Annotated in this window: 25 protein-coding genes; 14 read left to right on the top strand and 11 right to left on the bottom strand. The window is 63.6% G+C overall.

The genetic code is table 11. The annotated features are described in order from the left end of the window. The first annotated feature begins 212 nt into the window (after positions 1–212). From ABEH27_RS23550 to ABEH27_RS23560, 3 genes are read left to right on the top strand one after another with little or no spacing between them, the layout of a single operon-like run. Entirely contained in the window at positions 213–872 is a 660-nt protein-coding gene (locus tag ABEH27_RS23550) for a paraquat-inducible protein A (protein WP_346615874.1), read from the top strand. Continuing rightward, entirely contained in the window at positions 859–1482 is a 624-nt protein-coding gene (locus ABEH27_RS23555) for a paraquat-inducible protein A (RefSeq protein ID WP_346615875.1), read from the top strand. Before ABEH27_RS23550 ends, ABEH27_RS23555 begins: the two co-directional genes overlap by 14 nt. Beyond that, positions 1475–3775 (top strand): MlaD family protein, encoded by a 2301-nt coding sequence (locus ABEH27_RS23560; protein ID WP_346615923.1) that lies wholly within the window; start codon positions 1475–1477, stop codon positions 3773–3775. Before ABEH27_RS23555 ends, ABEH27_RS23560 begins: the two co-directional genes overlap by 8 nt. Positions 3776–3882: 107 nt before the next feature. Here ABEH27_RS23560 and rpsT read toward each other — a convergent pair whose 3' ends face one another. Continuing rightward, entirely contained in the window at positions 3883–4161 is a 279-nt protein-coding gene (rpsT, locus tag ABEH27_RS23565) for a 30S ribosomal protein S20 (protein WP_016484776.1), read from the bottom strand. A gap of 250 nt (positions 4162–4411) precedes the next feature. Here rpsT and murJ point away from each other — a divergent pair, with 250 nt between their 5' ends. From murJ to ispH, 6 genes are all read left to right on the top strand, one after another. Further along, positions 4412–5950: a murein biosynthesis integral membrane protein MurJ gene (gene murJ / locus ABEH27_RS23570; protein WP_346615876.1), complete on the top strand. Its 1539-nt coding sequence runs from the start codon at positions 4412–4414 to the stop codon at positions 5948–5950. A gap of 118 nt (positions 5951–6068) precedes the next feature. Further along, complete coding sequence (ribF, locus tag ABEH27_RS23575) at positions 6069–7019, top strand: bifunctional riboflavin kinase/FAD synthetase (protein ID WP_346615877.1); 951 nt, start codon at positions 6069–6071, stop codon at positions 7017–7019. After that, a complete protein-coding gene (gene ileS / locus ABEH27_RS23580; RefSeq protein ID WP_346615878.1) occupies positions 7016–9847 on the top strand; it encodes an isoleucine--tRNA ligase in 2832 nt (943 codons plus the stop codon). The genes ribF and ileS overlap by 4 nt, the downstream gene beginning before the upstream one ends. Further along, positions 9840–10355, top strand: a complete 516-nt coding sequence (gene lspA / locus ABEH27_RS23585) for a signal peptidase II (RefSeq protein WP_346615879.1) — start codon at positions 9840–9842, stop codon at positions 10353–10355. The genes ileS and lspA overlap by 8 nt, the downstream gene beginning before the upstream one ends. Continuing rightward, positions 10348–10785 carry an FKBP-type peptidyl-prolyl cis-trans isomerase gene (gene fkpB, locus ABEH27_RS23590; protein WP_346615880.1) on the top strand — a complete coding sequence of 146 codons (438 nt, stop codon included), beginning with the start codon at positions 10348–10350 and terminating at the stop codon, positions 10783–10785. The genes lspA and fkpB overlap by 8 nt, the downstream gene beginning before the upstream one ends. Positions 10786–10799: 14 nt before the next feature. Continuing rightward, positions 10800–11747, top strand: coding sequence for a 4-hydroxy-3-methylbut-2-enyl diphosphate reductase (gene ispH, locus ABEH27_RS23595; protein WP_346615881.1), 948 nt, complete (start codon positions 10800–10802; stop codon positions 11745–11747). Here ispH and ABEH27_RS23600 read toward each other — a convergent pair whose 3' ends face one another. Then, positions 11748–12239 carry a GspH/FimT family pseudopilin gene (locus tag ABEH27_RS23600; RefSeq protein WP_346615882.1) on the bottom strand — a complete coding sequence of 164 codons (492 nt, stop codon included), beginning with the start codon at positions 12237–12239 and terminating at the stop codon, positions 11748–11750. 109 nt (positions 12240–12348) lie between these two features. Here ABEH27_RS23600 and ABEH27_RS23605 point away from each other — a divergent pair, with 109 nt between their 5' ends. Genes ABEH27_RS23605 through thiO form a run of 5 tightly spaced genes read left to right on the top strand, consistent with a single transcriptional unit; the run spans position 12349 to position 15217 of the window. After that, on the top strand, positions 12349–12558 hold the full coding sequence (locus ABEH27_RS23605; RefSeq protein ID WP_346615883.1) for a prepilin-type N-terminal cleavage/methylation domain-containing protein: 210 nt from the start codon (positions 12349–12351) through the stop codon (positions 12556–12558). Beyond that, positions 12555–13205, top strand: a complete 651-nt coding sequence (locus tag ABEH27_RS23610) for a prepilin-type N-terminal cleavage/methylation domain-containing protein (protein WP_346615884.1) — start codon at positions 12555–12557, stop codon at positions 13203–13205. Before ABEH27_RS23605 ends, ABEH27_RS23610 begins: the two co-directional genes overlap by 4 nt. After that, positions 13202–13675: a hypothetical protein gene (locus ABEH27_RS23615; protein WP_346615885.1), complete on the top strand. Its 474-nt coding sequence runs from the start codon at positions 13202–13204 to the stop codon at positions 13673–13675. Before ABEH27_RS23610 ends, ABEH27_RS23615 begins: the two co-directional genes overlap by 4 nt. 1 nt (position 13676) lies before the next feature. Next, positions 13677–14066, top strand: coding sequence for a type IV pilin protein (locus ABEH27_RS23620; protein ID WP_346615886.1), 390 nt, complete (start codon positions 13677–13679; stop codon positions 14064–14066). A 53-nt stretch (positions 14067–14119) separates the two neighbouring features. Then, positions 14120–15217, top strand: a complete 1098-nt coding sequence (thiO, locus tag ABEH27_RS23625) for a glycine oxidase ThiO (RefSeq protein WP_346615887.1) — start codon at positions 14120–14122, stop codon at positions 15215–15217. A gap of 140 nt (positions 15218–15357) precedes the next feature. Here thiO and ABEH27_RS23630 read toward each other — a convergent pair whose 3' ends face one another. The 9 genes from ABEH27_RS23630 to ABEH27_RS23670 form a co-directional block, all read right to left on the bottom strand. After that, on the bottom strand, positions 15358–16767 hold the full coding sequence (locus ABEH27_RS23630) for an amidase (RefSeq protein ID WP_346615888.1): 1410 nt from the start codon (positions 16765–16767) through the stop codon (positions 15358–15360). Between the two features lies 1 nt (position 16768). After that, positions 16769–18046, bottom strand: a complete 1278-nt coding sequence (locus ABEH27_RS23635; protein ID WP_346615889.1) for a Zn-dependent hydrolase — start codon at positions 18044–18046, stop codon at positions 16769–16771. A 13-nt stretch (positions 18047–18059) separates the two neighbouring features. Continuing rightward, positions 18060–18755, bottom strand: coding sequence for an ABC transporter ATP-binding protein (locus tag ABEH27_RS23640; RefSeq protein WP_346615890.1), 696 nt, complete (start codon positions 18753–18755; stop codon positions 18060–18062). Then, positions 18755–19507, bottom strand: coding sequence for an ABC transporter ATP-binding protein (locus tag ABEH27_RS23645; protein ID WP_346615891.1), 753 nt, complete (start codon positions 19505–19507; stop codon positions 18755–18757). Before ABEH27_RS23645 ends, ABEH27_RS23640 begins: the two co-directional genes overlap by 1 nt. After that, positions 19507–20523: a branched-chain amino acid ABC transporter permease gene (locus tag ABEH27_RS23650; RefSeq protein ID WP_346615892.1), complete on the bottom strand. Its 1017-nt coding sequence runs from the start codon at positions 20521–20523 to the stop codon at positions 19507–19509. The genes ABEH27_RS23645 and ABEH27_RS23650 overlap by 1 nt, the downstream gene beginning before the upstream one ends. Positions 20524–20525: 2 nt before the next feature. Continuing rightward, positions 20526–21386: a branched-chain amino acid ABC transporter permease gene (locus ABEH27_RS23655; protein WP_232884943.1), complete on the bottom strand. Its 861-nt coding sequence runs from the start codon at positions 21384–21386 to the stop codon at positions 20526–20528. Between the two features lie 65 nt (positions 21387–21451). After that, positions 21452–22654, bottom strand: a complete 1203-nt coding sequence (locus ABEH27_RS23660; protein ID WP_346615893.1) for an ABC transporter substrate-binding protein — start codon at positions 22652–22654, stop codon at positions 21452–21454. Positions 22655–22742: 88 nt separating this feature from the next. Continuing rightward, the gene (locus ABEH27_RS23665; RefSeq protein ID WP_346615894.1) at positions 22743–23507 is read right to left on the bottom strand and encodes an FCD domain-containing protein; all 765 of its coding nucleotides are present in this window, start codon (positions 23505–23507) and stop codon (positions 22743–22745) included. Between the two features lie 248 nt (positions 23508–23755). Then, a complete protein-coding gene (locus tag ABEH27_RS23670) occupies positions 23756–23986 on the bottom strand; it encodes a PP0621 family protein (RefSeq protein WP_346615895.1) in 231 nt (76 codons plus the stop codon). Between the last annotated feature and the right edge of the window lie 19 nt (positions 23987–24005).

Below are 24005 nucleotides of genomic sequence, written 5' to 3' on the forward strand. Positions count from 1 at the left end.
CCGAACTCAGTAGTGAAACGATGCATCGCCGATGGTAGTGTGGGGTTTCCCCATGTGAGAGTAGGTCATCGTCAAGATTCATTTCGCAAAACCCCTATCTGCGCGAGCAGGTAGGGGTTTTGTCTTTCCAGCCTCCTTAGCCGGAAAGTCGGCTCCCACATTTCGAGCTGGAACACTAGAATAGAGCCGACGTACCTATTCAGAACCTCGAGATGCCCAACCCAGTCGAAACTCAAGCGTTAGAGCAGTTGCCGCTGGACGAACTGGTCGCCTGTCACGAATGCGACCTGCTGATGCGCAAGCCGACACTGCAGCACGATGAAAAAGCCCAATGCCCCCGCTGCGGCTATGAGCTGTACGCTCACCGGCACAATGTGGTCAACCGTAGCCTGGCCCTGGTACTGACTGCGCTGCTGCTATTTGTGCCAGCCAATTTCCTGCCGATCATGCAATTGCATCTGCTTGGCCAGACTTCAGACGATACGGTGTGGAGTGGAGTGGTGGGCCTGTACAACTCGGACATGCGCGGTGTCGCAGTCGTGGTGTTCCTGTGCAGCATGGCCATTCCGTTCCTCAAGCTCCTGTGCCAACTGCTGGTACTGCTGAGCATCCGTTTGAACGTGGGGCGCAGCTATGGCCTGTTGTGTTACCGCATCTATCACCACGTGCGTGACTGGGGCATGCTCGAGGTCTACTTCATGGGTGTGCTGGTGGCGATCGTCAAGCTGGTCGATCTGGCCGAATTGACCGTGGGGCTTGGGTTGTTCTGTTTCATCAGCCTGCTGTTGATCCAGGTGTGGCTTGAAGTGGTGATGTCTCCACACCAGATATGGAGCGCGTTGTCGGGGGAGGATCTCCATGCGGGCGATTGATGCAGGCATTCTGGTCTGCAATGAGTGTCATGAACTTAACCGGCAAGACCCCGATAGCACCTCGCAGGCTTGCACGCGCTGCGGTGCCCTCGTGCATGCACGGCGCCCCAACAGCATCATACGAACCTGGGCGCTGCTGATTGCCGCTTCTATTTTGTACATCCCGGCCAACCTGCTGCCGATCATGACCGTCAGCACGCTGGGGCAGGGTAGCCCGGACACGATCATGTCGGGGGTCATTACCCTGCTCAAGCACGGCATGGTGCCAATTGCCGCCGTGGTCTTCATCGCCAGTATCCTGGTGCCCACGTTCAAGCTGGTGGGGATCGCGCTGCTGTTGTATTCGGTGCAGCGCCGCCAGCCCTTATCGGCGCGGCAACGCATCCTCATGTACCGTTTCATCGAATTCATAGGGCGCTGGTCCATGCTGGACATCTTCGTCATTGCCATCCTGGTGGCGGTGGTGAATTTCGGCCGCATTGCCAGTGTCGAAGCCAACCTGGGCGCTGTCGCCTTCGCTACTGTGGTGATACTCACGATGCTCGCTGCTTTAACTTTCGATCCCCGGCTGATCTGGGATAACACGGAGTCGGATGACGACAATGAGTGACATGCCAACGGCTAAAACCCGCCCAGCCTCCAATTGGTCGGCCATCTGGATTCTGCCGCTGATTGCACTGATGATTGGTGGCTGGCTAGCCTGGCAGGCCTATCGCGAAGCCGGCGTGGAAATCGAGGTTCGGTTCGAAAGCGGTGAGGGTATCGTCGCCAACAAGACCGAGGTGATCTTCAAGGGCATGCCGGTCGGCAAAGTAAAGAGCCTGGTGCTCGATGCCGAGGGCGAGAAGCAGGGCGTTATTGCCACCATTGAGATGAACCAGGCTGCCGAGCCTCACCTGACCAAGGGCACGCGCTTCTGGCTGGTCAAACCCAGTGTCACCCTGGCGGGCATCACCGGCCTTGAAACATTGGTGTCAGGTAATTACATTGCCGTCAGCCCTGGCGAGGGTGAGCGCACCAAGCGCTTCACCGCGTTGAAGGTGGCGCCACCGCTGTCTGACAGCGAGCCAGGCCTGCACCTCACCCTCAAGGCCGAGCGCCTGGGCTCGCTGAACCGTGACAGCCCGGTGTTCTACAAGCAGATCCAGGTTGGCCGGGTGAAGAGCTACCGCCTTTCGGAGGACCAGAGCACTGTCGAGGTCAAAGTGTTCATCGAGCCGGCCTACGCCAGCCTGGTGCGCAAACACACGCGCTTCTGGAATGCCAGTGGCATCAGCATCGATGCCGGCCTGTCCGGGGTGAAGGTGCGCAGTGAGTCGCTGTCCAGCATCGTTGCCGGCGGCATCGCCTTCGCTACCCCGGAGTACCGCAAGGACAGCCCGCCCACGGACCCAAGCCTGCCGTTCCGCCTCTATGAAGACTTCGACGCAGCTCAAGCGGGCATCCGGGTGAAGGTCAAGTTGAGCGACTACGAAGGCTTGCAGGCAGGCCGAACGCCTGTCATGTACAAGGGCATCCAGGTTGGCTCGCTGAAAACCCTGAAGATGGAAGACAACCTCGGCAGCGCCATGGCCGAACTGACGCTGGACCCGCTGACCGAAGACTATCTGGTCGATGGCACACAGTTCTGGGTGGTGAAACCGTCCATTTCCCTGGCGGGTATCACTGGCCTGGAAGCCTTGGTCAAGGGCAATTACATCGCCATTCGCCCGGGTGAGAAGGGTGCAACGCCACAACGCGAGTTCGAGGCGCGGCCCAAGGCGCCGCCGCTCGACCTCAAGGCGCCAGGCCTGCACCTGGTGCTGTTCGCCGACACCCTTGGCTCGCTGGAAGTCGGTAGCCCGGTGATGTACCGCCAGGTCAAGGTCGGCAGCGTGCAGAGTTACCAGTTTGCCCGTAACAGCAATCGCATCCTGATTGGCGTGCACATCGAAAAAGAATACGAAAAGCTGGTCAATGGCTCATCGCGCTTCTGGAACGTCAGCGGCATTACCCTCACGGGAGGCCTCTCCGGTATCAAGATAAAGAGCGAATCGCTGCAAACCTTGATGGCTGGCGGCATCGCCTTTGATACGCCGTCGCCGAATGTGGCGCTCAAACGCCATATCCCGCGCTTCCGCCTACATGACAGCCAGGAGGCGGTGAACCGCGCCGGTACGCTGATCACCATTCGTGTGGACCGTGCCGATGGCCTTAAGCCAGGCACGCCGATCCGCTTCCGCGGCCTGGACGTGGGCAGTATCGAAAGTGTCGACCTGACCAAGGACCTGCAGGCAGTGCTGCTGCGAGCACGCATCACGGAGTCGGCAGACCGTATCGCGCGCGCCGGGACGCAGTTCTGGGTGGTAAAGCCGGCCCTGGGGCTGGTGCGTACCGAGAACCTGGATACGCTGATTGGCGGGCAGTACCTGGAAGTGCAGCCTGCAGTGAAGGACAAGGGGCCGCAGCGGGATTTCATCGCCCTGGCCGAAGCGCCTGAGGTAAAAGGTGAGGAGGTCGGCCTACCACTGACCCTCAGCGCCCCGCGTCGTGGCTCGATCAAGCCTGGCGTGCCGGTGACCTACCGTGAAGTCGCGGTGGGCAAGGTGACTGGCTTCGAGCTGGGCCAGACCGCAGATCGCGTGCTGATTCACATCCTGATCGAGCCGCGCTATGCCGCCTTGGTGCGTGGCGGCAGCCGGTTCTGGAACAGCAGTGGCTTCGGTTTCGACTGGGGCTTGTTCAAAGGTGCCACCGTGCGTACCGAGTCGCTGGAAACGCTCATTGATGGGGGCATTGCCTTCGCCACGCCAGACGGCGAGCAGATGGGCAACCCAGCGCGGCCGCAGCAGACCTTTGCCCTGTTCGACAAGCCGGAGGACACCTGGCTGCAGTGGGCGCCGAAGATTCAGATCGCCAGGTGATACACCAGCGGGGCTGCCAAGTGCAGCCCCGCATTTTTGTTGCCCGTGCATAAATCGCAGGCAATAAAAAACCGACCCTAGGGCCGGTTTTTCGACTAAAGCGTCGCTTAGGCAGCTGCAGCTTCTTTCAGCGCCTTGATGTGGCCATTCAGACGGCCTTTGTGGCGAGCAGCTTTGTTCTTGTGGATGATACCTTTGTCGGCCATACGGTCGATTACAGGTACAGCCAGAACGTAAGCGGCTTGCGCTTTATCGGCGTCTTTTGCGTCGATGGCTTTAACTACATTCTTGATGTAGGTGCGGACCATGGAACGCAGGCTGGCGTTGTGGCTGCGACGCTTCTCAGCCTGTTTTGCACGTTTCTTGGCGGAAGGTGTGTTGGCCACCGTCGAGCTCCTCGAAAGACTTTAGGTAAATAGCAAACAAAATAGGCCGCGAATCATGCCGATCACTTGAACGGATGTCAAGGCCACCTGCAAGGTTCCGCCGAGCGGCGCACCAACAGGAGGGAAATATTCCTTTCTGCTGCACGACCTGTAAACTCGGGAATTTTTGGCTCCCCTGCGAAGGCGCGGGAGTATCGCACATTCGGACGCTGTCTGGCAGCGTCCTCTGCCCTTGGCGTGAATCTTTTCGATGAACCTGCTCAAATCCCTGGCTGCAGTCAGTTCCATCACCATGGTTTCCCGGGTGCTGGGTTTCGTGCGCGATACCATCCTGGCCCGTGTTTTCGGTGCCGGCATCGCCACCGATGCCTTCTTCATCGCCTTCAAGCTGCCCAACCTGCTGCGGCGTATTTTTGCCGAGGGCGCGTTTTCCCAGGCGTTCGTGCCGATTCTGGCCGAGTACAAGACCCAGCAGGGCGATGAGGCGACGCGCACCTTCATTGCCTATGTCAGCGGCCTGCTGACGCTGATCCTTGCCCTGGTCACGGTGATCGGCATCTTCGCCGCACCCTGGGTGGTGTGGGCCACCGCGCCAGGCTTTGTCGACAGTACCGAGAAATACCAGCTGACCACCGACCTGCTGCGGGTCACCTTTCCTTATATATTGCTGATCTCTCTGTCGTCCCTGGCGGGGGCGATCCTCAATACCTGGAACCGCTTCTCGGTCCCGGCGTTCACGCCAACCTTGCTCAATGTGGCGATGATCATCTTCGCCGTGCTGCTGACGCCGTACTTCGATCCACCGATCATGGCGCTGGCCTGGGGCGTGCTGGCCGGCGGCCTGGCGCAGTTGCTGTACCAGCTGCCAGCGCTGAAGAAGATCGGCATGCTGGTGCTGCCGCGGATCAACCTGCGGGACAGCGGCGTGTGGCGGGTACTCAAGCAGATGCTGCCAGCCATCCTCGGCGTTTCCGTCAGCCAGATTTCGCTGATCATCAACACCATTTTCGCCTCCTTCCTGGTGGCTGGCTCGGTGTCGTGGATGTACTACGCCGACCGCCTGATGGAGCTGCCATCGGGTGTGCTTGGCGTAGCCCTGGGCACCATTTTGCTGCCGACCCTGGCCAAGACCTACGCCAACAAGGACCGTGAGGAGTATTCGCGGATTCTCGACTGGGGCCTGCGCCTGTGCTTCCTGCTGGTGCTGCCGTGCACACTGGCCCTGGCTATCCTTGCCGAGCCGCTGACCGTCGCGCTGTTCCAATATGGCAAGTTCACCGCGTTCGATGCGGCGATGACCCAGCGCGCCCTGATCGCCTATTCGGTAGGCCTGTTGGCAATCATTCTGGTCAAGGTACTGGCACCGGGCTTCTATGCGCAGCAGAATATCCGTACGCCGGTGCGCATCGCGATCTTCACCCTGGTCTGCACCCAATTGTTCAACCTCGCCTTGGTCGGTCCACTGCAGCACGCCGGCCTTGCCCTGGCGATCAGCCTGGGTGCCTGCCTCAATGCTGGCCTGCTGTTCTGGAAGCTGCGCAGCAAGCAGCTGTTCCAACCTCAGCCGGGCTGGATGATGTTCCTGCTCAAGCTGGTGTTTGCGGTGACCTTGATGGTGGCGGTACTGCTGGTGGGCATGCATTACCTGCCAGCCTGGGAGCAGGGCAACATGTTTGAACGGTTCATGCGCCTGGGGGCGTTGATCGCGGCAGGTATCGTGACCTATTTCGGTTGCCTGTACCTGTGCGGCTTCAGGCCTCGGCACTTCGCCCGCAAGGCCCTGCACTGAGATAGAAAGCGGGTCAGGCGTCGGTTTTTCCTATTCCACGCCACCCCCGGGCGCTGCTGCCTGTCACCGGCGCCCGGGTGTGGTTATAATCGGCCACTTTATGAGCAAGAAGCGCGTTATGCAGCTGGTTCGAGGTCTTCACAACCTGCGCCCCGAGCACCGGGGCTGTGTCGCCACCATTGGCAACTTCGACGGGGTTCACCGCGGCCACCAGGCGATCCTGGCGCGCCTGCGCGAGCGCGGCCAGGCGCTTGGCCTGCCGACCTGCGTGGTGATCTTCGAGCCGCAGCCGCGCGAGTACTTCGCCCCGGACACCGCACCGGCCCGCCTGGCGCGCCTGCGCGACAAGGTCGAGCTGCTGGCCGCTGAAGGCATTGATCGGGTGCTGTGCCTGGCTTTCAATCAGCGCCTGAGCAAGCTCAGCGCCGATGAGTTCGTCAAGGCGATCCTGGTCGACGGCCTGGGCGTGCGCCACCTTGAAGTGGGCGACGACTTCCGCTTCGGCTGCGACCGCGCCGGCGATTTCGCCTTCCTGATCGAAGCCGGCAAGCAGTATGGCTTCTCTGTCGAAGCCGCGAACACGGTGATCCAGGACGGCCTGCGAGTCAGCAGCACCGAGGTGCGCAAGGCGCTGTCCGAAGGCAACTTCGAGCTCGCCGAGCATCTGCTGGGCCGCCCATACCGCATTAGCGGGCGCGTCCTCCACGGCCAGAAGCTGGCCCGCCAGCTCGGCACACCCACCGCCAACATCCAGCTCAAGCGCCGCCGCGTGCCGCTGTCCGGGGTTTACCTGGCCAGCATCGAAATCGACGGCAAGGCCTGGCCGGGTGTCGGCAACATTGGTGTACGCCCCACCGTGGCCGGTGACGGCCGCCCGCACCTCGAGATTCATCTACTGGATTATGCCGGCGATCTGTATGGCCGGCGCCTGACGGTGGAATTCCACCACAAGCTGCGTGAAGAGCAGCGATTCGCCTCCCTGGAGGCGCTGAAGTCGGCGATCGATGCGGATATCGCCGCCGCACGTGCACATTGGCACGCTCAACCGCTAACGAAGAGCCTGAAATGACCGACTACAAAGCCACGCTTAACCTTCCGGACACCGCCTTCCCCATGAAGGCCGGCCTGCCTCAGCGCGAACCGCAGATCCTGCAGCGCTGGGACAGCATTGGCCTGTACCAGAAGCTGCGCGAAATTGGCAAGGATCGTCCGAAGTTCGTCCTGCACGACGGCCCGCCCTATGCCAACGGCAAGATTCACATCGGTCATGCGCTGAACAAGATTCTCAAGGACATGATCGTCCGCTCCAAGACCCTGGCAGGCTTCGATGCGCCGTACGTGCCGGGTTGGGACTGCCACGGCCTGCCGATCGAGCACAAGGTCGAGGTCACCCATGGCAAGCACCTGACCGCCGACCGCACCCGCGAGCTGTGCCGCGAGTACGCGGCCGAGCAGATCGAAGGGCAGAAGACCGAGTTCATCCGCCTGGGTGTGCTGGGCGACTGGGACAACCCGTACAAGACCATGAACTTCGCCAACGAGGCCGGTGAAATCCGCGCGCTGGCCGAGATGGTCAAGCAAGGCTTCGTGTTCAAGGGCCTCAAGCCTGTGAACTGGTGCTTCGATTGCGGTTCGGCGCTGGCCGAAGCCGAAGTCGAATACGCCGACAAGAAGTCGCAGACCATCGACGTGGCCTTCCCGGTCGCCGACGCCGACAAGCTGGCCGCCGCGTTCGGCCTGGCTTCGCTGCCCAAGCCTGCCGCCATCGTGATCTGGACCACCACTGCCTGGACCATCCCCGCCAACCAGGCGCTGAACATCCACCCGGAGTTCAAGTACGCCCTGGTCGATACTGGCGAGCGTCTGCTGGTGCTGGCCGAAGAGCTGGTCGAGTCGTGCCTCAAGCGCTACAACCTGGAAGGCTCGGTCATCGCCACTGCCCAAGGTTCGGCCCTGGAGCTGATCAACTTCCGCCACCCGTTCTATGACCGCCTGTCGCCGATCTACCTGGCTGACTACGTCGAACTGGGCGCTGGCACCGGTGTGGTTCACTCCGCGCCTGCCTACGGTGAAGACGACTTCGTCACCTGCAAGCGCTACGGCATGGTCAACGACGACATCCTCACCCCAGTGCAGAGCAACGGCGTGTACGTCGAGTCGCTGGAGTTCTTCGGCGGCCAGTTCATCTGGAAGGCCAACCCGGCCATCATCGAGAAGCTCAGCGAAGCCGGTGCGCTGATGCACACCGAAACCATCAGCCACAGCTACATGCACTGCTGGCGCCACAAGACCCCGCTGATCTACCGTGCCACCGCGCAGTGGTTCGTCGGCATGGACAAGCAGCCCACCACTGGCGAACCGCTGCGTGAGCGCGCGCTCAAGGCCATCGAAGACACCAAGTTCGTCCCGGCCTGGGGCCAGGCGCGCCTGCATTCGATGATTGCCAACCGCCCCGACTGGTGCATCTCGCGTCAGCGCAACTGGGGCGTGCCGATCCCGTTCTTCCTGCACAAGCAGACCGGCGAGCTGCACCCGCGTACCGTCGAGCTGATGGAAGCGGTGGCCAAGCGTGTCGAGCAGGAGGGCATCGAAGCCTGGTTCAAGCTGGACGCCGCCGAACTGATCGGTGACGAAGCGGGCCAGTACGACAAGATCACCGACACCCTCGACGTGTGGTTCGACTCCGGTACCACGCACTGGCACGTGCTGCGTGGCTCGCATGACATCGGCCACGCCACCGGCCCGGTCGCCGACCTGTACCTGGAAGGCTCCGACCAGCACCGCGGCTGGTTCCACTCGTCGTTGCTCACCGGTTGCGCCATCGACAACCACGCGCCGTACCGCGAGCTGCTGACCCACGGCTTCACCGTGGACGAGAACGGCCGCAAGATGTCCAAGTCGCTGGGTAATACCATCGAGCCGGAAAAGGTCAACAACACTCTGGGCGCCGACATCCTGCGCCTGTGGGTTTCGGCCACCGACTACTCCGGTGAAATGGCGGTTTCCGAGCAGATCCTGCAGCGCAGCGCCGACGCCTACCGCCGCATCCGTAACACCGCGCGCTTCCTGCTCTCCAACCTGTCCGGCTTCGACCCGGCCCGCGACCTGCTGGCCCCCGAAGACATGCTGGCCCTGGACCGTTGGGCGGTGGACCGTGCCCTGCTGCTGCAGCGCGAGCTGGAAGAGCACTACAGCGAGTACCGTTTCTGGAACGTCTACTCGAAGATCCACAACTTCTGCGTGCAAGAGCTGGGTGGCTTCTACCTCGACATCATCAAGGACCGCCAGTACACCACTGGCGCCAACAGTGTCGCCCGCCGTTCCTGCCAGACCGCGCTGTACCACATCAGCGAGGCGCTGGTGCGCTGGATCGCGCCGATCCTGGCCTTCACCGCCGACGAAATCTGGCAGTACCTGCCGGGCGAGCGTAACGAGTCGGTGATGCTCAACGGTTGGTACCAGGGCCTGAGCGAGCTGCCGGAAGGCATCGAGCTGGACCGTGCCTACTGGGACCGCGTGATGGCGGTCAAGGCAGCCGTCAACAAGGAGCTGGAAAACCAGCGTACCGCCAAAGTCATCGGCGGCAACCTGCAGGCCGAAGTCACCCTGTTTGCCGAAGATGGCCTGAGCGCCGACCTGGCGAAGCTGGGCGACGAACTGCGCTTCGTGCTGATCACCTCCGCTGCCAGCGTGGTGCCGTTCGCGCAAGCGCCGGCCGAAGCGGTGGCCACCGAGGTCGAGGGCCTCAAGCTGCAAGTGGTCAAGTCCGGCCACGCCAAGTGCGGCCGTTGCTGGCACTTCCGCGCCGACGTCGGCAGCCACGCAGAGCACCCGGAAATCTGCAGCCGTTGCGTCGACAACCTGACCGGCTCCGGTGAGGTGCGCCACTATGCCTAACCCTGCTGCTGGGCGCTTCGGGCGCCTTGGCTGGCTCTGGCTCAGCCTGTTGGTCCTGGTCCTCGACCAGGCCAGCAAGCTGTATTTCAACAACGCCCTGAGCATGTACCAGCAGATCGTGGTCATCCCTGACTACTTCAGCTGGACCTTGGCCTACAACACCGGCGCGGCGTTCAGCTTCCTGGCCGACAGCTCCGGCTGGCAGCGCTGGCTGTTCGCCCTGATCGCCGTGGCGGTCAGTGCGGTGCTGGTGGTGTGGCTCAAGCGCCTGGGGCGCAACGAGACCTGGCTGGCCGTGGCCTTGGCGTTGGTGCTTGGCGGTGCGCTGGGTAACCTGTACGACCGCATCGTGCTGGGCCACGTGGTCGATTTCATCCTGGTGCACTGGAAGAATATTCATCACTTCCCGGCCTTCAACCTGGCCGACAGCGCTATTACCGTTGGCGCGGTGATGCTGGCGCTGGATATGTTCAAGAGCAAGAAGTCCGAGGATCCGGTCCATGACTGACACCCGTATCGGCCAGAACACCGAAGTCACCCTGCACTTCGCGCTGCACCTGGAAAACGGCGACACCGTCGACAGCACGTTCGACAAGACCCCGGCCACCTTCAAGGTCGGCGACGGCAACCTGCTGCCCGGCTTCGAGACCGCGCTGTTCGGTTTCAAGGCCGGTGACAAGCGCACTGTAGTAGTGGCCCCGGAGAATGCCTTCGGCCAGCCCAACCCGCAGAACGTGCAGGTCATGCCAAGGTCCAACTTCGACGGCATGGAGCTTTCCGAAGGGCTGCTGATCATCTTCAACGATGCCGCCAACACCGAGCTGCCAGGTGTGGTTAAAGCGTTCGATGACGACCAGGTGACCATCGACTTCAATCACCCACTGGCTGGCAAGACCCTGACCTTCGAGGTGGAGATCCTCGAGGTGAAGGCCCTGTAAGCCTGGAGCCGAGCATGCAAATCAAACTCGCCAACCCTCGCGGCTTCTGCGCGGGGGTCGACCGGGCGATCGAGATCGTCAACCGTGCGCTGGAAGTCTTCGGCCCGCCGATCTACGTGCGTCATGAAGTGGTGCACAACAAGTTCGTGGTGGAAGACCTGCGCAACCGTGGCGCCATCTTCGTCGAAGAGCTGGACCAGGTGCCTGACGACGTCATCGTCATCTTCAGTGCCCATGGTGTTTCCCAGGCCGTGCGCCAGGAAGCCGCTGGCCGTGGCCTGAAGGTGTTCGACGCCACTTGCCCGCTGGTGACCAAGGTGCATATCGAGGTCGCCAAGTACAGCCGCGACGGCCGAGAGTGCATCCTCATCGGCCACGAAGGGCACCCGGAAGTCGAAGGCACCATGGGCCAGTACGACGCCAGCAATGGCGGCGCCATCTACCTCGTCGAAGACGAGGACGATGTCGCCAAGCTGCAGGTACGCGACCCGGACCACCTGGCGTTCGTCACCCAGACCACGCTGTCAATGGATGACACCAGCCGCGTCATCGACGCCCTGCGCGCACGCTTCCCGAATATCGGCGGCCCGCGCAAGGACGACATCTGCTATGCCACCCAGAACCGCCAGGACGCGGTCAAGCAACTGGCGGGCGAGTGCGACGTGGTGCTGGTGGTGGGCAGCCCCAACAGCTCCAACTCCAACCGCCTGCGCGAGTTGGCCGAACGCATGGGTACACCGGCCTATCTGATCGATGGCGCCGAGGACATGCAGCGCAGCTGGTTCGACCAGGCAGCGCGGATCGGCATCACTGCCGGCGCTTCGGCCCCCGAAGTGCTGGTGCGTGGCGTGATCGACCAGCTCAAGGGCTGGGGCGCGACTGGCGCCGAAGAGCTCGATGGGCGCCCGGAGAACATCACGTTCTCCATGCCCAAAGAGCTGCGGGTTCGCTCGCTGATCTGATCAGGGGGCTGCGCACAGTGAGCTTTCCGGCTCACCTGTGCGCAGGCTGATCCTGCCGCTGGTTGCCAGCACCACCCGGTGCTGGCTGGTTGCAGAAGCACGTTCGCAGACTTCCAGCCGCCCACCTGCAAAATTGTTGTTCCTGCCCAGTGGCACGCCCAGTGCGCTGAACTTCACCTGGCTTCCGGTATTGGCTTTGATCTGCAATGGCCGGGATAGACGGTGCTCGCGCAGCAATTGTTGATTGTGTTCGAGCAGCACGCGCCAGCCATTCCCCCAGTTGTTGTCCAAAGATTGCACCAGTACCGCCTGGCCTTGGAGCATTGCGTGGCTGCGTGCGCTACGCAACGCCTGGGCAAGGTCACGGGCTACCGCCGCTCGTTGTAAGTCGTCGCTCAATCTGGCGTAGGCGGGCATGCCCAGCTGTGTCAGTAGCATCGCTACAGCCAGTACAAACATGATTTGTACCAGTGTTACACCCTGTTGCTTCACCGTGCATTCCTCCGCAAAAGTGCTTGGCTTTTAGCTTCACGGGGGCTGGGCCGCCGGTACAGTCGCCATGTGCTCGGCAGTCGCGGGAAATGTCGCAGGAGGTGCAAGGATGCACGCAAGACAACGGGGCCTGACGTTGCTGGAAGTGATGCTGGCCGTGGTGGTGGTTGCCTTGGGCCTGTTCGCTGCGGCGGCTTTGCAGGTCCAGGCATCGCAGGCCACTGACGCAGCGCGGCGCGAGGTGCAGGGGGCGCTGGCCGAGCATGCCCTGCATGAACGGACCAGGGCAGCAGGCACGCTGACAGTGCGCCAGCCATGAGGGGTAAACAGAGAGGTTTCGGCCTGGTCGAAGCGATACTGGCACTCGGCATCGGGCTGATGCTGCTCACGGCAGCCGGCCAGCTGTTCGTCTCTGCTCATCAGAGTTGGCGGCTACAGGACGCGGCCCTGCGCATGCAGGCAGACGCCCGTTTGGCGTTACTGCGCATGGCCCAGGATATTCGTATGGCCGGCATGTTCGGTTGCTTGCGCCTGGAGCCTGGCGACTTCAAGGACCCGGCCGCGCGGGATGCCTTTGCCCAACCCTTGCAGGTGGGGCAGGCCAGCCTGAGCCTCGTGGTGGCAGAACTGCCCGGGCACTCTGGGGCGCCGGACTGGACCCTGCTGACCGACTGCGTGAACGAGGTTCAGGTGCACAAGGCACGTGTTGGCCCGGGCGGGGGCCTGCCGTTGGCGTTTCCCATCAGCCGCCATCATTACCAGCTCGACGGCAGCGTTCTGCGGTTCGGGCGGCGTAACAACACTCAGCCGTTGGTGGATCATGTACGAGAAATGCGCGTTGAGCATGTGAAGGCGCACGGCGGCGAACGGGTAGAGGTGCAACTGACGTTATTCGACCCGGCCTTGCAGCTCGAGCAGCGCTACAACTTGAGCGTGGCGCTGCGCAACCCGGTGGACGAGCCATGAAGCGTCAGCGCGGGGTGGTGCTGCTGCTGGCGCTGGTCCTGAGCCTGCTGCTGGGTTTGCTGGCGGCATCCGCCCTGCGCGATGCCCTGGTGGAAACACGCATGGCCGGTCACCTGCGTGAAGGTTTGAAGGCGTTGGAACAGGCAGAGGCCACACTGCTGGCCGGTGAAGCGCAATTGCAAACTGCGCCGCCAGGGTTGTGCCAGGCGTGCCTTACGCCGGCGCATCCTCACGACCTGCAAGGCCAGTGGCACGCCAGCGCGGACGGGTTCTTCCAGCTACAAAACCTCGGCATAAGCACCCGCGCCTTGCACATGCCCGAAGGTGACCCGGTCACGCTGTACAGGGTTACCGCCGTCAGCCGGCAACTTGAATCAAGGCAGGTGCTGGAGTCGATCTACGCCATCCCCGCCGCTCAAGCACAAGCGCCGCGGCGCATCCTCTGGCGGCAAAGACTGAGGCAAGACTGACATGCAGCAAGGCCTGAGCCTGATCGAGTTGTTGATTGTCGTGGCCGTCACCGGCATTCTGGCAGCCATTGCCTACCCCAGTTACAGCGACCAGCTCAGGCGAGCCGCACGCAGCGAAGTGGTTGGCCTGCTGCATGACGCAGCCCTGCGCCTGGAGCGCCATCGCCTGCGCACCGGCCAATACGCCGAGGGCGACCCGGCGTTGCCCACTGCCAACCGTCATTACAGCCTGCAGGCCCAGCGCGGCAGCGATACCTTCACGCTGCGTGCTCGGCGGCTGCCGCATGGCCTGATGGCCGACGATCGCTGTGGCGACTTTGAGCTCGACCAGGCCGGCGTGCAGAGCAATCCCGGTGCCGGCGAGGCCAGCGAGCGTTGCTGGGGAAGCTGAAGGTTGAATGATGCCCGTGCATCGCGGTTTTACTTCAGGTGTTGGATCGACAGATGAGCAAGCAAGTAGTGGTGGTCGGTGGCGGGGTGATTGGCCTGCTGACGGCGTTCAACCTGGCGGCGAAGGTCGGCCAGGTGGTGGTGTGCGACCAGGGCGAAGTCGGCCGTGAGTCCTCATGGGCGGGTGGCGGCATCGTCTCGCCGCTGTACCCCTGGCGCTACAGCCCGGCGGTGACTGCGCTGGCGCACTGGTCGCAGGACTTTTATCCACAGCTGGGCGAGCGCCTGTTCGCCAGCACCGGCATCGACCCTGAAGTGCATACCACCGGCTTGTACTGGCTCGACCTGGACGACGAGGCCGAAGCCCTGGCGTGGGCGCAACGCGAGCGCCGGCCACTCAGTGCCGTGGATATTTCGGCGGTTTATGACGCAGTGCCGGTAATGGGCCCAGGCTTCAAGCACGCCATCCACATGGCAGGTGTGGCCAACGTGCGCAACCCACGGCTGGTGAAAGCGCTCAAGGCGGTGCTGCTGGCATTGCCCAACGTGACTTTGCGTGAACACTGCCAAATCACCGGCTTCGTTGAGGATAGCGGGCGCGTGACCGGCGTGCTGACGGCAGACGGCGTGCTGCAGGCCGATGAAGTGGTGCTCAGTGCTGGCGCCTGGAGTGGCGACCTGCTGCGCACCCTAGGCCTTGAGCTGCCGGTGGAGCCGGTGAAGGGCCAGATGATCCTGTTCAAGTGCGCCGAGGACTTCTTGCCGAGCATGGTGCTGGCCAAGGGGCGTTACGCGATCCCCCGCCGTGACGGGCACATCCTGGTGGGCAGCACGCTGGAGCATGCCGGGTACGACAAAACCCCGACCGAGGATGCGCTGGCGAGCCTGAAGGCTTCGGCGGTGGAGCTGTTGCCGGCGCTCAAGGATGCGACTGTCGTGGGGCACTGGGCAGGGCTGCGGCCGGGGTCGCCTGAAGGTGTCCCGTATATCGGGCCTGTGCCGGGGCATGACGGGTTGTGGTTGAACTGCGGGCATTACCGCAATGGGTTGGTGCTGGCGCCGGCTTCGTGTCAGTTGTTTACCGATTTGCTGACGGGCGCTGCGCCGATCATTGATCCCGCGCCGTATGCCCCGGCCGGGCGTCTGGGCTGAGATCGCCGGGGCCGCTTGGCGGCCCAATCGCCGGCAAGCCAGCTCCCACAGTGACAGCATTGCTCTCAAGTGCTGCGCTGTACCTGTGGGAGCCGGCTTGCCGGCGATTGGGCCGGTGGGGCCAGCAACTAACTAAGGCTTCAACTCACCACCGGCGCCTGCAAATGCCGGCTCGGGTAGTGCTGCTCATACACCTTGCACACCCGCAGCACCTGCTCATCGGCAAACCGCCCCGCAACCACCTGCAACCCCACCGGCAACCCCTCGCGGGTAAACCCGCACGGCACCGAAGCCGCCGGCTGCTGGGTCAAGTTGAACGGGTAGCTGAACGGTGTCCACTCCATCCACTGCGCCATCCGCGACCCCGGCGGCACGTTATGCCCCGCCTCGAACGCCACCAGCGGCAACATCGGTGACACCAGCACGTCATAACGCTGGTGGAAGGCATTCATCCGCGCAATCAGCTCGGCCCGCGCCTCCAGCGCCTGGGTGTATTCACTCAAGCTGATCCGCGCCCCTTGTTCGGCAATCCAGCGCAACCCGGGGTCGATCTGCTCCCGCTGCTCGTCGGTAAAGGCGCTGGTCAGCCGAGCAGCCCCGGCAAACCACAGGGTATTGAATGTCTCCAGCGGGTCTGCGAAGCCCGGGTCGACTTCCTCCACCTGCGCCCCCAGCCGCGCCAGGCGCTGCACCGCCTGCGCCACCAGCGCGTGGATTTGCGGGTCGACCTGCACGTAGCCGAAGTCGGCGCTGTAGGCGATCCGCAGCCCGCTGAGGTCCTGCTCCTGGCCCAGCCATGGCGCCTGGCGGGCTGCACCGGCCAGCCCATCACGCGCATCGGGCCGGGCCACACAGTCGAGCATCAGCACCGAGTCATCGACGGTGCGGGTCATCGGCCCAAGGTGTGAGAGCACGGTCATGGCGCTGGACGGCCACTGCGGTACGTAGCCGAATGTGGGCTTGATGCCGAAGGTGCCGGTAAAGGCGCAAGGTATGCGGATTGAACCACCGGCATCGCTGCCCTGGTGCAGCACACCCAGGTTCAGCGCCGCCGCAGCCGCCGCGCCGCCGGATGAGCCACCTGCCGTCAGGCGTGTGTCCCACGGGTTGCGGGTGACGCCGTACAGCGGGTTGTCGGTCACGCCTTTCCAGCCGAACTCCGGCGTGGTGGTCTTGCCGACCAGCACTGCACCGGCACCGCGCATGAATGCGCTGAAGGGCGCATCGACGTCCCACGGCCCAGCGCCCGATGTGGTACGTGAGCCCTTGCGTGTGGGCATGCCGCGGGTCAGGGTCAGGTCCTTGATCGACGCTGGCACCCCGTCCAGCCGGCCACACGGCTCAGCCCGTTGCCAACGTTGTTCGCTGGCGCGGGCGGCGGCGCGGGCGCCTTCACCGTCCACATGGCAGTAGGCGTTGACGGCCGGGTTGTGCTGATCGATGCGCGTCAGCACATCATCGATCACCTCTACAGGCGACAGCTCACGGCGCTGGTAAAGTTCGAGCAGTTCGACGGCGGTCAGTTCACCGATGGCAGTTTTGCCGGTCATCTCAATGCGCTCCCTGGTTGGCGGCCTGGAACATGGCGCGCAGCAGCACGTCGCAGCCGTCGGCCAGGTCCTGTGGCGCTGCGTTTTCGATTTCGTTGTGGCTGATGCCGCCTTCGCACGGCACGAAGATCATGCCGGCCGGGCCCAGCTCGGCGAGGAAAATCGCGTCGTGGCCAGCCCCGCTGACGATGTCCATGTGGCTCAAGCCCAGCTCGCGCGCACCCTGGCGCACGGCATCGACGCATTGCTCGGCGAAGTACAGCGGCGGGAAGTCAGCCGTGGGTGTGAGTTCGAAGGTCAACCCGTGTTTTGCCGTGGTGGCGTCGATCGCCGCCCGCACTGCGGCGACCATGGCGTCGAGGTGGGCCGGGTCGAGGTGGCGCAGGTCAAGCGTCATGTGCACTTGGCCGGGGATGACATTGCGCGAGCCGGGGTGCAGGGTCAGGCAACCCACCGTGCCACAGGCATGCGGCTGGTGAGCGTGGGCCACACGATTGACCGCTGCCACTACATCGGCGGCGCCGACCAGAGCATCCTTGCGCAGGTGCATGGGCGTTGGGCCGGCATGGGCCTCGACGCCGGTCAGCACCAGGTCGAACCATTTCTGCCCCAGGCAGCCCTGGACCACGCCGATGGTGGTGCGCTGGTCTTCCAGCACCGGGCCTTGCTCGATGTGCGCTTCGAAGTAGGCGCCCACCGCATGGCCCGTGGGTACGCGGGGGCCGGCGTAGCCGATACGCGTCAGCTCCGCGCCCACCGACAGGCCTTGGTCATCGACCTTGTCCAGCGTTTCCTGCAGGCCGAACTTACCGGCAAACACGCCTGAGCCCATCATGCACGGCGGGAAGCGCGAGCCTTCTTCGTTGGTCCAAACCACCACTTCCAGCGGTGCCTCGGTGGTCAGCTGCAGGTCGTTGAGGGTACGAATCACCTCCAGCCCGGCCATCACCCCGTAGCAACCATCGAACTTGCCGCCGGTGGGCTGGGTGTCGATATGGCTGCCGGTCATCACCGGTGGCAAGGCTGGGTTACGCCCGGGGCGCCGGGCGAAAATGTTGCCGATGGCGTCAACGCTGACCGTGCAGCCCGCCTCGGTGCACCAGCGCACGAACAGGTCGCGGGCCTGGCGGTCGAGGTCGGTCAGGGCCAGGCGGCACACCCCGCCCTTGGCGGTGGCGCCGAGCCTGGCCAGGTCCATCAGCGATTGCCAGAGGCGCTCGCGGCTGACCAACGCACCTTGGCCGAGCAAGTGCTGCGAGGGATCGATGCGGGTATTCATGGGCATTCTCCTTTCAGGCGCTCAGGGCCAGGTAGCGGTTCTTGATGCTCGGGTCGTCGCGGAACTGCGCCGCGCTGCCCTGGTAGGCGACACGGCCTTGTTCCAGTACGTAGTGGCGGTCGGCGAGGGCGTCGCAGACCATCAGGTTCTGCTCCACCAGCAGGATCGACAGGCCTTCGCCCTTGATCCCGCGCAAAATCTTCACCAGCTCATCGACGATCACCGGGGCCAGGCCCTCGGTGGGCTCGTCGAGGATCAGCAACTTGGGGTCATTGAGCAGGGCGCGGGCGATGGCCAGCATCTGCTGTTCGCCGCCGGAGAGTGCAAAACCGCCGTTGCGCCGCCGTTCTTTCAGACGCGGGAACAGGGTGTAGACGTCTTCCAGCTGCCAGCGGCTTTCCTTGCGCACGGCAATCTTCAGGTTCTCCTCGACGCTGAGCTGGCGGAAGATGCCGCGATGCTCCGGCACCAGGGCGATGCCCTGGCGGGCGATGTCGAAGATTTCGCGGCCGACCAGCTGCTGGCCGTTGAAGCTGATCTGCCCTTGGCGCGGCCGGACGATGCCGAGGATGCTGCGCAAGGTGGTGGTCTTGCCAGCGCCGTTGCGCCCTAGCAGGGTCACCAGTTCACCGGCGCCGACCTGCAGCGAAACCCCTTCGAGCACGTGGCTCTTGTCGTAGTAGGAATGGATCGATTCGACGTTGAGCATCAGGCGGCCTCTCCAAGGTAGGCGGTGCGCACGCGGGCGTCGTTACGCACCTGTTCCGGTGTGCCCTCGACCAGGATCTGGCCGTGGCTCATGACGGTGATGCGCTGGCTGATCGACATGACGATGCTCATGTTGTGCTCGATCAGCAGCACGGTATGGTCGCGGCCCAGGTCGCTGATCAGGTCGGTCATCACCGGGATGTCATCGATGCCCATGCCCGAGGTCGGCTCGTCGAGCATCAGCAGGGTGGGCTTGGCGCAGATCGACATGCCCACCTCAAGCACCCGTTGCTGGCCGTGCGACAGTTCGCCGGCCAGGGTGTCGGCGCGTGCGGTCAGCTTCAGCCGCTCCAATACCTGATCGGCGGTGTTCCAGTGGCTGCGCTTGTGCTCCACGCTGCGCCAGAAGTTCAGCGCGCCCAGGCCATCGCGGCCTTGGGCGGCCAGGCGCAGGTTCTCGCGTACCGACAGGTTCTGGAACAGGCTGGTGAGTTGGAACGAGCGCGCCATGCCCAGCGCCACGCGGCCGTGGGACGGTTTGCGGATGATGTCCTGGCCGTTGAACAGGATCTTGCCGCTGGTGGCCTGGCGTTCGCCGGTCAGGCAGTGGAACAGGCTGGTCTTGCCGGCGCCGTTGGGGCCGATGACCGTGTGAATGGTGCCGGCGCGGACCTTCAGGTCGACGCCTGCCACCGCCTTGAACGGCCCGTAGGCCAGCTCCAGGTTGCGGGTTTCCAGGAGGTAATCGCTCATCACAAGGTCTCCTTGGTCTTGGCCGTTGTCTTGTCATCGTCAGTGCGCGCGGGTTGCAGGCGCTTGCCCAACTCGGCCAAGCCGCCCCACAGGCCGCCACGCATGAACACCACCACCAGGATCAGGATCGCCCCCAGCAGCATCAGCCAGCGTGGCCACAGCTCCGAGAGCACATCGCCCAGCACTACGATGGCGCCCGCACCCAGCAAGGAGCCGAACAGCGAGCCGGTGCCACCGACGATGGTCATGATCAGGATGTTCTCGCTCATCATCAGGTCGATGTTCGACAGCGGCGCGAAGTGCAGCAGCATCGCGTACAGCGCACCCGCGATACCGGTGATGGCGCCAGACATCATGAACACCAGGATCTTGAAGTGGCGGGTGTCGTAGCCGATGGCGGCGGCGCGGGTCTCGTTTTCGCGGATCGCCAGCAGGGTGCTGCCGAACGGCGAGCGGATCACCCGCAGGGCGCCCGCGAAGATCAACAGGAACAGCACCGCCACAAACACATAGAAGTGCCGTGGGTCGGCCAGGTCGACCAGCACGTGGCCAGCGATTTCGATGTTCGGCCGCGGCACGTCGAGCAGGCCGTTGTCACCGCCGGTCCAGCCGCTCAAGGTGTACGCCAGGAAGTACGCCATCTGGCTGAAGGCCAGGGTCAGCATGACGAAGTAGATGCCCTTGCGGCGGATTGCCAGCGCCCCCACCAGCAGCGCCAGGAAGGCACCGAACACGGCCGCGCCGAGCAGCGCACTGAACATCCCCCAGTTGAGGTGAATCATCAGCAGCGCCGCGCCGTAGGCGCCCACGCCGAAGAAAATGCCCTGGCCGAACGACAGCAGGCCGGTGTAGCCGAGCAGCAGGTTGCAGGCCAGCGCCGCCAAGGCAAAGATCAGGATCTCGGTGGCCAGGGTGGCCGACGGCAAGATCAACGGCAGCGCCACCAGGCTGGCGAGCACCAATAACAGCAGGGCAGGGGTGCGGCCCTTCACGGGCAATGGGTTCTTCTCGCTCATCGTCATGCTCTCCCGAACAGGCCATAGGGGCGGACCAGGATCACCGCCGCCATCGCGCCGTAGATCATCAAGCTGGCGCCTTGCGGCCAGAGGCTGGTCATCATGCTTTGCACCACACCCACCAGCAGGCCGCCCACCAGCGCGCCGCCGAACGAACCCATGCCGCCGATCACCACCACCACGAAGGCGATGCCGAGGATTTCCGGGCCGACGAAGGGTTGGGCACCCCGCAGCGGTGCGAACAGCACCCCCGCCACGCCGGCCAGGCCCACGCCCAGGGCGAAGGTCAGGGAGAACAGGCGGAAGATGTTGGTGCCCAACAGCGACACGGTTTCGGTGCTCTCGCTGCCTGCGCGCACCAGCGCGCCAAAGCGGGTGCGCTCCAGCAGCAGCCACAGGCCCAGGCCGATCAGCGCCGCGAAGCCGATGAGGAACAAGCGGTAGTACGGGTAGATGAAGTCGCCGACGATCAGCACCCCGCGCAGCTCCGGTGGCACGGCGATGCTTTTGCCCACCGGGCCCCAGATCAGCACCGAGGCTTCCTGGATGATCAGCGCTATGCCCAGGGTGACGAGGATCTGGAAGGTGTGCGGCAAGTGGTAGATGCGCTTGATCAGCAACCGCTCCACCGCCCAGGCCAGCGCCGCGACCACCAGCGGGGCAATCAGCAGGGCCAGCCAGAAGTTGCCGGTGATCGCCACGGCGGTGTAGCACAGGTACGCGCCCAGCAGGAAGAACGCGCCGTGGGCGAAGTTGACGAAGTTGAGCAGGCCGAAAATGATCGTCAGGCCCACGGCGATGAGGAAGTAGATCATCCCCAGGCCCAGGCCGTTGAGCAGTTGGAACAGGTACAAATCGAGCATGAGTGTGCCCTCGACAGTGCGCGCTGCGCCTGCCTGTACGAGTGGTTTTGACTAACGCCGCAGCTTCAGGCCAAGGCGCAACCGGTGTGGTCGACTTCGACGAACGAGCGCCCCGAGCTGATGACTTCGGCCAGGTCGTCCTCGTCGCGCATCTGCCCCTGGGGCTTGCCGCGCAACAGGTAGTAGTCCTTGAGCACCTGGTGGTCGCCGGGGCGGATCAGCTCTTCGCCGGTAGGGCCCTGGAAGCGCATGCCCTGCAAGGCGGCGGACACGCTGGCGCCATCCAGGCTGCCGGCCTTGATGATGGCATCGAGCATGACCTTGGTGCCGATGTAGTCGGCCGCCAGCGGGTAGTTGGGGTTGATGCCATAGGCCTTCTGGGTGGCGGCGACCAGCTGTTTGTTCAGGGGCGTATCGACCTGGTGCCAGTACTGCGCGCCCAGGTACACCCCTTCGAGCACGTCGCTGCCCAGCTCCTGGAACTGGTCGAGCCCGGCCGACCACACCATCAGCACTTTCATACGGTCCTTGATGCCGAAGTTGACCGCCTGGCGCAAAGCGTTGGACGACTGGCTGCCGAAGTTGAGCAGCACCAGCACGTCGGGTTTGGCGGCGATGGCGTTGGTCAGATACCCGGAGAATTCCTGTTCCTGCAGCGAGTGGTAGCTGTTGCCGATGTGTTCCACGCCAAACTCGGCGAACACCTTGCGGGCGTTGTCCAGCAGCGCATCGCCGAACACGTATTGCGGGGTGATGGTGTACCAGCGCTTGGCCTGCGGCAGCTGGCGAATCATCGGGATCAGCGTCTCGCGGATGGCGCCATAGGTGGGCACCGACCAACGGAAGGTCGACGCGTTGCAGTCCTTGCCGGTGATCTCGTCGGCACCGACCGGCGTCATGAACACACCGCCTGCCTTGTGGATTTCCTTCGACACGGCCAGCGCCGAGGACGACAGGGTGCAGCCCTGGAAGAAGCGTGCGCCATCCTGGCCGATGGCTTCCTGTACCTTGCGCACCGCCTTGCCGGCGTTGCCTTCGGTGTCGATGACTTTGTACTTGAGCGGGCGGCCGAGCAGTTGCGGGTGCTCGGCGATGGCCAGGCGCGAACCCATGTCGGCGTACTTGCCGTAGCTGGCGAAGGCGCCAGACATGGATTTGAGCCCGTAGAAGGTCAGCGGTTCGTCGGCGAATGCCCGGTGCGCCCCGAAGGGGAGGCTACCGAAAGCACCCAGGGCAAGGCCTGCCTTGAGCAGGGTACGTCTTTGCATGAGTAACTCCTTGGTTGTGGTTATTAGGCAGGAGTGCAATGACAAAGCGGTGCGGCCGGGCCTGTGTGCAGGCCTCTGTCCAGGCGGATCAGTGGTTGTGTGGGAACTCCAGCAAAAAGTTGCGGGCGACCTCGCCTTCCAGCGCGGTCATGTGGTGCTCGGCGTCGCACATGTGCTCGTGCATCAGTCGGCGCACGGCGGGCTCGTCGCTGGCGCGCAGGGCCAGCAACAGTTGCTTGTGGTAGTCGATGTTGGCGGCGGCGAACTGCTGGCGCTTGGGCAGGTAGGCCTTCTTCAGCACCACCAGGTCGCGCAGCAGGTCGTTGAGGAACACCGCCATGAAGCGCAGCAGCGGGTTGGGGCAGCGGTGGGCCAGCAGGGTATGGAACTCCAGTTCTGCCAGGCGTTGCTCGCGCTGGCCTTCTTCGCTGTCTTCCGGGGCGCTGCAGAAATCGATGTTGGCCTGCAGCGCGGCGTAGTCGGTTTCGCTCAGTTGCCCCATCACCGACACTGCCAGTTCCACCTCGATAACCTTGCGCAGTTGGTACACCTGCTCGCCGTCCAGGTGCTGGAAGTGCAGGTAGTTGCGCAGGGCACGGCTGGCCGGTTCGGTGCCGACTTCGTTCAGGTAGGCGCCGCCGGCAGGGCCGGTGCGGGTGCTGACCAGGCCTTCGACTTCCAGCGCCTTGAGCGCTTCGCGGGCGGTGCCTTTCGAGCATTCGAAGTGCTCCATCAGCTCACGCTCGGTGGGCAAGCGGTCGCCTGGGTGCAAGGCTTCGGTGACGATCGAGCGCTTGACCGATTCGACGATCACGTCGGACAACTTCTGGCGCTTGCGTTTGGGTTTGAGCATTTCGCTATTTTTCATATTTATGCGGATAAATAGGATTTAGCGAATTTTGCCAGGGTAGGTCAATGCTGGCGGAGGGGGAGGGGTCGTAAATGGTGCGAAAGGGTCGGGGAGGGACAAGTGGCTGATGGGGTTAATCGCATGATCAACGCGGGCCTCTTCGCGGGGCAAGCCCGCTCCCAGAGGTAGTCACCGCGCTGAAGGCATGCATTTCAACTGTGGGCTTGCCCCGCGAAGCGGCCCACACTGAATCAACGCGATTGGCCAGGCCCCTGCTGCAGGTGGGCCTGGCTGCAATACCACTCATTGCCCCGGTGCAACGCCCGGTCATTGGGCAGGTGCACGCCGCAATGGGCGCAGCGCACCATCTGCAACGGCGCGTCGAGTTTCGGCCCGGATGGCGATTGCTGGCTGATCTTGAATTTGCGCCACAGCCAGAACGCGGCGGCGATCAGGGCGATCCAGAAAAGTAGGCGAACCATGGTGTCCAGCTTGTCTATT

Origin of the sequence: Pseudomonas sp. P39-UII1, assembly GCF_039672635.1 — a bacterium.
Taxonomy (GTDB): domain Bacteria; phylum Pseudomonadota; class Gammaproteobacteria; order Pseudomonadales; family Pseudomonadaceae; genus Aquipseudomonas.

Excerpts from the sequence above, each read along its gene's own strand:
- ABEH27_RS23550 (WP_346615874.1), top strand. The coding sequence starts at position 213 with ATGCCCAACCCAGTCGAAACTCAAGCGTTAGAGCAGTTGCCGCTGGAC.
- ABEH27_RS23555 (WP_346615875.1), top strand. The coding sequence starts at position 859 with ATGCGGGCGATTGATGCAGGCATTCTGGTCTGCAATGAGTGTCATGAA.
- ABEH27_RS23560 (WP_346615923.1), top strand. The coding sequence starts at position 1,475 with ATGAGTGACATGCCAACGGCTAAAACCCGCCCAGCCTCCAATTGGTCG.
- murJ (WP_346615876.1), top strand. The coding sequence starts at position 4,412 with ATGAACCTGCTCAAATCCCTGGCTGCAGTCAGTTCCATCACCATGGTT.
- ribF (WP_346615877.1), top strand. The coding sequence starts at position 6,069 with ATGCAGCTGGTTCGAGGTCTTCACAACCTGCGCCCCGAGCACCGGGGC.
- ileS (WP_346615878.1), top strand. The coding sequence starts at position 7,016 with ATGACCGACTACAAAGCCACGCTTAACCTTCCGGACACCGCCTTCCCC.
- lspA (WP_346615879.1), top strand. The coding sequence starts at position 9,840 with ATGCCTAACCCTGCTGCTGGGCGCTTCGGGCGCCTTGGCTGGCTCTGG.
- fkpB (WP_346615880.1), top strand. The coding sequence starts at position 10,348 with ATGACTGACACCCGTATCGGCCAGAACACCGAAGTCACCCTGCACTTC.
- ispH (WP_346615881.1), top strand. The coding sequence starts at position 10,800 with ATGCAAATCAAACTCGCCAACCCTCGCGGCTTCTGCGCGGGGGTCGAC.
- ABEH27_RS23605 (WP_346615883.1), top strand. The coding sequence starts at position 12,349 with ATGCACGCAAGACAACGGGGCCTGACGTTGCTGGAAGTGATGCTGGCC.
- ABEH27_RS23610 (WP_346615884.1), top strand. The coding sequence starts at position 12,555 with ATGAGGGGTAAACAGAGAGGTTTCGGCCTGGTCGAAGCGATACTGGCA.
- ABEH27_RS23615 (WP_346615885.1), top strand. The coding sequence starts at position 13,202 with ATGAAGCGTCAGCGCGGGGTGGTGCTGCTGCTGGCGCTGGTCCTGAGC.
- ABEH27_RS23620 (WP_346615886.1), top strand. The coding sequence starts at position 13,677 with ATGCAGCAAGGCCTGAGCCTGATCGAGTTGTTGATTGTCGTGGCCGTC.
- thiO (WP_346615887.1), top strand. The coding sequence starts at position 14,120 with ATGAGCAAGCAAGTAGTGGTGGTCGGTGGCGGGGTGATTGGCCTGCTG.
- ABEH27_RS23630 (WP_346615888.1), bottom strand. The coding sequence starts at position 16,767 with ATGACCGGCAAAACTGCCATCGGTGAACTGACCGCCGTCGAACTGCTC.
- ABEH27_RS23635 (WP_346615889.1), bottom strand. The coding sequence starts at position 18,046 with ATGAATACCCGCATCGATCCCTCGCAGCACTTGCTCGGCCAAGGTGCG.
- ABEH27_RS23640 (WP_346615890.1), bottom strand. The coding sequence starts at position 18,755 with ATGCTCAACGTCGAATCGATCCATTCCTACTACGACAAGAGCCACGTG.
- ABEH27_RS23645 (WP_346615891.1), bottom strand. The coding sequence starts at position 19,507 with ATGAGCGATTACCTCCTGGAAACCCGCAACCTGGAGCTGGCCTACGGG.
- ABEH27_RS23650 (WP_346615892.1), bottom strand. The coding sequence starts at position 20,523 with ATGAGCGAGAAGAACCCATTGCCCGTGAAGGGCCGCACCCCTGCCCTG.
- ABEH27_RS23655 (WP_232884943.1), bottom strand. The coding sequence starts at position 21,386 with ATGCTCGATTTGTACCTGTTCCAACTGCTCAACGGCCTGGGCCTGGGG.
- ABEH27_RS23660 (WP_346615893.1), bottom strand. The coding sequence starts at position 22,654 with ATGCAAAGACGTACCCTGCTCAAGGCAGGCCTTGCCCTGGGTGCTTTC.
- ABEH27_RS23665 (WP_346615894.1), bottom strand. The coding sequence starts at position 23,507 with ATGCTCAAACCCAAACGCAAGCGCCAGAAGTTGTCCGACGTGATCGTC.
- ABEH27_RS23670 (WP_346615895.1), bottom strand. The coding sequence starts at position 23,986 with ATGGTTCGCCTACTTTTCTGGATCGCCCTGATCGCCGCCGCGTTCTGG.